The sequence below is a fragment of the Eubacterium xylanophilum ATCC 35991 genome (genome assembly GCF_000518685.1).
GTDB lineage: Bacteria > Bacillota > Clostridia > Lachnospirales > Lachnospiraceae > Eubacterium_F > Eubacterium_F xylanophilum.
The window spans coordinates 226256-234286 of record NZ_KI912471.1; the positions used below are offsets into that span (position 1 = coordinate 226256).

8 protein-coding genes and 1 pseudogene are annotated in these 8031 nt (G+C 41.7%); 2 read left to right on the plus strand and 7 right to left on the minus strand.

What is annotated here, in order from left to right; all coding sequences use genetic code 11:
* Nucleotides 1-4: 4 nt before the first annotated feature.
* Nucleotides 5-1243 carry a bifunctional ornithine acetyltransferase/N-acetylglutamate synthase gene (gene argJ / locus L877_RS0109430; RefSeq protein WP_034785516.1) on the minus strand — a complete coding sequence of 413 codons (1239 nt, stop codon included), beginning with the start codon at nt 1241-1243 and terminating at the stop codon, nt 5-7.
* A 19-nt stretch (nt 1244-1262) separates the two neighbouring features.
* A complete protein-coding gene (gene argC / locus L877_RS0109435; protein WP_026835858.1) occupies nt 1263-2303 on the minus strand; it encodes an N-acetyl-gamma-glutamyl-phosphate reductase in 1041 nt (346 codons plus the stop codon).
* A gap of 303 nt (nt 2304-2606) precedes the next feature.
* On the opposite strand from argC, the gene L877_RS0109440 reads away from it, so the two are divergent.
* Together L877_RS0109440 and L877_RS12895 are read left to right on the plus strand one after the other, a co-directional pair.
* On the plus strand, nt 2607-3815 hold the full coding sequence (locus L877_RS0109440; RefSeq protein WP_026835859.1) for an argininosuccinate synthase: 1209 nt from the start codon (nt 2607-2609) through the stop codon (nt 3813-3815).
* A 255-nt stretch (nt 3816-4070) separates the two neighbouring features.
* Nucleotides 4071-4988, plus strand: coding sequence for an Rpn family recombination-promoting nuclease/putative transposase (locus tag L877_RS12895; RefSeq protein ID WP_051437792.1), 918 nt, complete (start codon nt 4071-4073; stop codon nt 4986-4988).
* 140 nt (nt 4989-5128) lie between these two features.
* Here L877_RS12895 and L877_RS0109450 read toward each other — a convergent pair whose 3' ends face one another.
* The 5 genes and pseudogenes from L877_RS0109450 to L877_RS12900 form a co-directional block, all read right to left on the minus strand.
* Nucleotides 5129-5767: an epoxyqueuosine reductase QueH gene (locus L877_RS0109450; RefSeq protein ID WP_026835860.1), complete on the minus strand. Its 639-nt coding sequence runs from the start codon at nt 5765-5767 to the stop codon at nt 5129-5131.
* A gap of 12 nt (nt 5768-5779) precedes the next feature.
* On the minus strand, nt 5780-6655 hold the full coding sequence (pgeF, locus tag L877_RS0109455; RefSeq protein WP_026835861.1) for a peptidoglycan editing factor PgeF: 876 nt from the start codon (nt 6653-6655) through the stop codon (nt 5780-5782).
* Between the two features lie 5 nt (nt 6656-6660).
* The gene (locus L877_RS0109460; RefSeq protein WP_026835862.1) at nt 6661-6942 is read right to left on the minus strand and encodes an EscU/YscU/HrcU family type III secretion system export apparatus switch protein; all 282 of its coding nucleotides are present in this window, start codon (nt 6940-6942) and stop codon (nt 6661-6663) included.
* Nucleotides 6943-6994: 52 nt separating this feature from the next.
* Nucleotides 6995-7753, minus strand: coding sequence for a ribonuclease HII (locus tag L877_RS0109465; RefSeq protein ID WP_026835863.1), 759 nt, complete (start codon nt 7751-7753; stop codon nt 6995-6997).
* A 152-nt stretch (nt 7754-7905) separates the two neighbouring features.
* Nucleotides 7906-8031 (minus strand): annotated as a pseudogene (locus tag L877_RS12900) (IS200/IS605 family transposase); the annotation flags it as partial.

Below are 8031 nucleotides of genomic sequence, written 5' to 3' on the forward strand. Positions count from 1 at the left end.
TTTTCTAAGATCTATAATCTCCATTTATCTTTACATAATCATAAGTCAAGTCACATCCCCAGGCAGTAGCTTTTGCATCTCCCTGCTTCATGTCACATACAACAGTAACTTTGCTCTGTGAGAGCATCTTGGTCGCAAAATCCTCACTGTAGTCCGTAGCAACTCCGTCCTTAACAAGCACAAGCTCCTCATCCTTGCCATCTACGTTGGCTTTGAGTATAATATCAACAATCGTGAAATCAAAGTCAACTCCGGAATAACCAAGAGCACATAGAATTCTTCCCCAGTTTGCATCACTTCCATAGACAGCTGTCTTAACAAGATTTGAAGTGATAACTGATTTACTGAGAACTTTCGCGTCTTCCTTGCTGGCGGCATTTACGACAGTCACCTCAAAGAGCTTTGTAGCTCCCTCGCCATCAGCAGCCATCTGCTTTGCAAGATCAGTAGTCACATATGTGAGGCCGTCCTTAAACTTCTTATATGCCTCGCTTCCATCAGTAATTTCCACGCCTGAAACACCATTGGCAAGCAACAGACAAGTATCATTGGTAGATGTATCTCTATCGACGCTAATCATGTTAAATGATCCGTCAACTGACTCGCTTAGCATCGCCTGAAGCACCTTTGCATCTACTTTCGCATCTGTCGTAATAACACTTAACATGGTTGCCATGTTAGGGTGAATCATTCCAGATCCCTTGCTCATTCCTCCGATGTGTACTTCCACACCGTCTATATCAATCGCAACAGCACTCTCCTTAGAGACAGTATCGGTCGTCATAATTGCAGTAGCAGCATTCTTCGCACCCTCTCTGCTATCACTGAGAGCATCCTTCAAAAGCTTGACACCTTTCTCAATTGGCTCTACTCTAAGCTGCATACCGATAACACCTGTGGAAGCTGTAAGCACTGCTTCCGGCGCAACTCCAAGCTGCTCTCCCATGAGACTAGCCATCTTGTAATTGTAATCCATTCCCTCATCACCTGTACATGCATTGGCAATTCCTGAATTGAGCACAACAGCATTTACCTTATTTCCGTCTTCTACTAGCTTCTTGTCCCAGAGAACCGGTGCAGCCTTTACTACATTAGTAGTAAAAGTTCCCGCCACATCACAAGGCTTCTCACTATAAACAAGTGCCATGTCCATTCTTCCTGAATACTTTATACCGGCTTCAGCTCCGCTAGCCTTAAATCCGGCACTGGCTGTCACTCCGCCATCTATAACTTTATAATCCATACTTATGCTCCTTCCTTTATCATGGGAATACAGGAACTAACTTGAGTCCCTCTGTCTCATCAAGTCCAAACATGATATTCATGTTCTGAACAGCTTGTCCTGCAGCACCCTTGACCATATTATCAAGTGCTCCGGCAACGATAACTCTTCCCGTTCTCTCATCTACAACAAAATTAATATCGATGAAATTACTTCCCTCAACCCATCTGGTCTCAGGCATAACACCCTTGTCTAAGAGGCGAACGAAGAACTCGTCCTTGTAATACTTTTCATATACAGCCTTGATATCCTCATAGCTATAGTCCCCTGTGAGCTTTGCATAGCAAGTTGCAAGAATTCCTCTATTCATAGGAACAAGATGAGGTGTAAAGTTGATGCAAATATCTCCACCATAAGCATAACCAAGCTGCTCTTCAATCTCTGGTGTATGTCTGTGACTAGCAACTGCATAAGGTTTGATGCTCTCGTTAACCTCACAGAAGAGATTAGGAACTTTGGCACCTCTTCCGGCTCCTGATGTACCGGACTTAGCATCTACTATAATAGTATCCACATCCACCATATGCTCCTTAACCAAAGGATACATAGACATAATCGAACATGTTGTATAGCATCCCGGATTTGCAAGAAGTGTAGCTTTCTTGATATCCTCTCTGTTAATCTCACATAATCCATATACTGCTCCCTCTATTAACTCGGGAGCTTTGTGCTCTATGCCATACCATTTTTCATATACATTGACATCCTTTAATCTAAAATCAGCCGACAAATCTATAACCTTACAATTTGCCAAAATATTCTCATTAATGACTCCAGCCAGATATCCTTGAGGAGTTGCCGTAAAGATCACGTCTGCCTCTTTGCAAAGCTGATCCAAATCATCACCCTTACATATATCTTCTACTATCTTAAATGTATTTCCAAAAACCTTGCTAAACTTCTCATCAACATAGCTTCTTGAGCCATACCATACAATCTCTACTTCCTTGTGCTGCAACAAAAGTCTCACGAGCTCCTGTCCGGCATAACCTGTTGAACCAATAATTCCTGCTTTAATCACAACAATCAACTCCTTCTATAAAAAATTTTTTTTCTAACTTATTCATCTATTTTGAATTTTATGCATAATATGCATTGAATTGTGAATATTATTCACTCATATGAACATTATATACCCTTTTACTTATTATTGCAAGTAAGATTTGATAAATTAAGGGATTTTTTATAAATATTCTCACATTTTTTCAGAATATTTTCAAAAAATCATTGCATAATATTCATCTTTGTTGTATACTGTAGTCATGGTTTTGCTGAATATTTTATATGGCATATGCCAAAAATAATACAATATAGGAGGAAAAAAATGAAAGAAAAAGTTATCTTAGCTTATTCTGGTGGACTTGACACCACTGCAATCATTCCTTGGCTCAAGGAAAACTTTGATTATGAAGTAATCTGTGTCTGCATCGACTGTGGACAGGAAGAAGAATTAGATGGATTAGAGGAAAGAGCTCTATCATGTGGCGCTTCTAAACTCTACATTGAAGATGTTATCGACGAATTCTGCGATGAGTACGTAGTTCCATGTGTACAGGGACACTCTGTATATGAGAACAAGTACCTTCTCGGTACAAGTATGGCTCGTCCTGTAATCGCTAAACGTCTCGTAGAAGTTGCCCGCAAGGAAGGCGCTACTGCTATCTGCCACGGAGCAACAGGTAAGGGAAATGATCAGATCCGTTTTGAGCTTGGTATCAAGGCTCTTGCTCCAGATCTTAAGATCATCGCAGCTTGGAGAAGCGACAAATGGACACTGGATTCACGTGAGTCTGAAATCGAGTACTGCAAACAGCATGGAATCAACCTTCCATTCTCAGCAGATTCAAGCTATAGCCGTGACCGTAACTTGTGGCACATCAGCCATGAGGGACTTGAACTTGAAGATCCTGCAAATGAACCTAACTATGATCATATCCTTGTTCTTGGAACAACACCTGAGAAAGCCCCGGATGAAGCCGAATATGTAACAATGACTTTTGAGAAGGGTGTTCCAAAGTCAGTTAATGGCAAAGAGATGAAAGTATCAGATATCATCCGCGAACTCAACAAGCTCGGTGGTAAGCATGGAATCGGTATCGTTGATATCGTAGAAAACCGTGTAGTTGGTATGAAATCACGTGGTGTATATGAGACTCCAGGTGGAACAATCCTCTATGAAGCTCACCAGCAGCTCGAGGAACTCATCCTTGACCGTGAAACATATGAGCTTAAAGAAGAGATGGGACAGAAACTCGCTCAGATTTGCTACGAAGGAAAATGGTTCTCTCCTCGCCGCGAAGCAGTTCAGGCATTTATCGAGAGTACACAGCGCTATGTAACAGGCGAGGTTAAGTTCAAGCTTTACAAGGGAAATATTATCAAAGCTGGAACAACTTCACCATATTCACTTTATGACGAGGACATTGCATCCTTTACAACTGGTGACCTCTATGACCACCATGATGCTGAAGGATTCATTAATCTCTTCGGTCTTTCAACAAAGGTTCGTGCCTTGAAGATGCAGAATAAATAATAATTGTCTTACGAACGACGTGAGTAAGACCAGCAATATGCGTTTCCAATAAGGGGCTGTCGCATTAACGATTAAAAATCGTTAGTGCGACAGCTCTTCTTTTGAAAGTTGGCGAGCCTATAAGCATGACGAGGGGGATGTAATTGCGAGTTTTTCACGTATAAACGACACTTGAAAAGCACGCAAAGTCGTGATATAGTATAGATAATAAAGGCGTCTTACTAGAATTCTAGTAATAGAATGGGAGAGACATAATTGATTAAAAGTTTTGAAAGTTTAAGCATAGTAGACGATTTTATGTTTAGTAAAGTGATGAGAGATTTGGAGCTTTGCAAGACGATGATAGAGAGGCTGCTTGGGATAAAAGTAGAAAGAATAGAGCCGCCAGAGTATCAGAAGACGATTAAGCTAACCCGGGAATCAAAGGGAGTGCGCTTAGATGTATATGTACGCGATAATAAAGCAACCATGTATGACCTAGAGATGCAGGCATATACGGAGAAATACCTCCCGCAGAGATCGAGATACTATCAGGATATGATGGACATGGATCAGATAGACGCAGGTGATTCATACCGGAACCTGAGAAAGAATATAGTGATATTCATATGCAGGGATGATTTGTTTCGAAGGGGACTTCCGATATATACATTTGTCAATAGGTGTAGGGAAGATCAAGAACTGGAACTGAACGATGGAACAATGAAAGTTTTTGTCAATGCAAGCTATGTTGGGACGGATATAAACCCTCAACTGAAAAGTTTGTTGGATTACATAGCTGGAAGTGTTCCAACAGATGAATACACAGAGAGATTGGATGAAGCCGTAAATTCAGCCAAAACCAACGAGGAATGGAGGTTGGAATATATGACCTATGAGACGAGATTGATGGATAGATTCGAAGACGGTTTGGAGCAAGGTCGAGAGGAAGGTCGCGAGGAAGGCCGAGAGGAAGGTCTGGAGCAAGGCCGAGTGCAAGGCTTGGAGCAAGGTCGAATGCAAGGCTTGGAGCAAGGCTTGAAGCAGGGTCGAGAGCAAGGTTTGGAGCAAAGTCGAGAGGAAATTGCTAAGAACTTGCTAAAAGACAGAGAGCTGTCAATCGAGAAAATAGCGGTAATAACAGGGGTGGATTCAGAGACATTGGAGAGACTTCGTGAGGAAGTTGACCAGTAGAATTAGTAACTAGAAAACCAAAGAATTCAAGAGATGCCTTTATAGAAAGATGAGGAGCTGCACACTAACGATTTTTAATCGTTAGTGCGACAGCCCCTTTTCTAGAGAACTTATCTTTCTACCGTGATATTTCCAACATTTCAATTTAGCTTCAACTTTTTTGAATACACACATCCACAGAAATCCTGCCTATACAAGCCATACTCCGCAGATAATTCAATACTTCTCTTATACCCATTCTTCTTCTTAAAATCCGATGGCAAATATGGAATACCATACTCTATTGCAGCCCTCTCACCGAGCACCATCAGCCTCTCATTGTCCTTGTGAGGACTAATTGACAGCGTTGTACAGAAGTAATCAGCGCCAACCTCTGCAGCTACTTTTGCTGTAGAATCTATACGACATTTATAGCACTTTGTACATCGTCGCCCACGTTCAGGTTCATCCTCCAGCCCCTTTGCGAGCTGCCAGAAAACCTCGGGATTATAGTCTGCATCTATGAATTTTACGCCATAATCTCTGTCATAATTGCGCTCTTTTACATATCTAATTAACTCACTTTTTCTCTTCAGATACTCTTCTTCCTCTGTTATATTCGGATTGTAAAAATACAAAGTTATCTCAAAGTAATTAACCAGATATTCCAGTACATAACTACTACATGGCGCACAACAACAATGTAACAAGAGCTCTGGCCTAGACTCCCCTGCCGACAATGCTCTCTCTATCCCCTTTAATATCTCATCCAGCTCACGCTGATAATTCCTCTTATTCATGCGACCTCCATATTACCCTCGAATTCCCAAGAAAGCAGACAGATTTCCCCGTCGTCCCTTGGTATAGCGATGCGAAAAAAGCAAATCATGATTACAACAGGTGCAAACTTTGGAACAATGGATATTCTCATCCCGAAGCCCCGCCATCTCGAGGACGAATCGATTTGCCTCCCACAAATCAAGTTGCATATGTTCCGGCACATCTCCAGACTCCACTGGTACGTATTCTCCATCTTTCTCCAAGAAAAATGTTCTGCTCATCTTCTCTTCATCAAATATCTTGGCAAACTCGTAATAGAGATCGTCTGAAACTTCATAGCACTTCCTGCAAATCGAAGGGCCAATAACTGCTATTATGTCAGCGGGATTGGAACCATACTCCTCTGTCATCTTACGGACCATTTTTCTTCCCATCTGGGAGACGGTTCCACGCCAACCTGAGTGGGCATTTCCGATAACTCGCTTTACTGGATCAAAAAAAAGAAGTGGGACGCAATCGGCAAAGAATGTCATAAGCGTCACACCCGGCTCATCTGTAACAAGTCCGTCCGTGTCCTTGATTCTTCGATCTGGCAAGAATACATCTCCGCAGTCATCTTTTCCAACTTTCAATATGTTGGTGCTATGAACTTGTTCAGTTAAGACAAGGCTCTCGACATCGAAGTCAAGGGCCCGTGAGATTAATCTATAGTTTTCCTTGACATCCTCCACATCATCTCCCCTGGTAAAGCTCAAGTTCATGGACTCGCAATCGCCTTTGCTCACTCCACCCAATTTGGTCGAAAATCCCTGTATGAGATTATATCCCTGCAGGGGTTTAAAGCTAATATACGGGATACCATCTTTACTAAGCAGTTCAACACAATCATTATCTATGATATTATTCACAACTATCACCTTTGAATCTTTCTCTGAATCTTCTCCATGTCATCTACATATACGAGCACTTCCGCCACGATTCCATACAACTCAGGCGGAATATACTCGCCTATATCAAGTAATGACAAGCTCGATGCCAATTTTTCGTCTTTATGAACCGGTACATTGGCATCCTGTGCTGTTTCTATGATTTTCTGAGCGATATGTCCCTGTCCTGTGGCAACTACCTTCGGCGCCTGATCTCCAACCTGATACTCCAGTGCAACCGCTCTCTTATTCTTATCAAAATCCGCCATAGAATCACTTCCTTCAATAGCATAATCTATAAATATTATAACCCGAATGTAGTTATTTTACAATGTTTCCGATAAATGTTCTGCGGTGAATATCAAGCGGTCCATACTTCTTGATCGCTGCCACATGAGCCGCTGTTCCATAACCCTTATGTGACTCAAATCCATACTCCGGATATTCATCAGCATAATCATCCATGATTCTATCCCTAGTAACCTTGGCGATTATACTGGCTGCCGCTATTGATACACTTCTGGCATCTCCCTTAACGATTCCAACCTGCTTGATATGGACATCAGGAATCACTACAGCATCATTGAGTAAGATATTTGGCACAGTATCAAGATCTGATATTGCAAATCTCATTGCTTCATATGTGGCTTGAAGTATATTAATCTCATCAATTCGCTTAGGTGATACGATACCAACGCCAACAGCTATCGCCTTTTCAACTATCTCTTCATAGAGCTCTTCTCGTCTAGATGCAGACAACTTCTTGGAATCATTGAGATATAGTATCTTTGCATCCTCCGGGAGTACAACTGCTCCGGCAACAACGGGTCCTGCAAGTGGCCCTCTTCCAGCCTCATCTATCCCACATATAATTGGATACTCTGCCTTATACTTATTCTCAAATTCATGCATTTTCTCAAGTCTTTCGATTTCAAGTTCATACTTCTTAATCTTATTCTGATAAGTCTTGATTATACTCTGAACCCCAGACCTCTCATCTGATATATGTTTTTGTATCAAAGATTCCCATTCCTCCCGTGAGGCATGGGAAAACTCATTCTTAATCTCAGATATTTTCATTCTAAAACTCTCCCTTAAAATCATGACCACCGGCTTAGCCGGTGGTTTGTTCTGCGGCTATAAGCCGCTGTTCCCTGCTTGCGTCTAAAGACGCACTGAACAGTCCGCCAACCGCACTACATTTTCTGGCAGAGCCCCTTGGGCTCATAAATTTACTTGCCTTGTTTCACCGGCTCACCCGTAAACGGGTCATAATACTCTTTCAATGACATTTGATCGTATTCCAAATCCTCTTGTATCTGATTACGTATATACTCCTGTATTTTCTTTGCATTTTT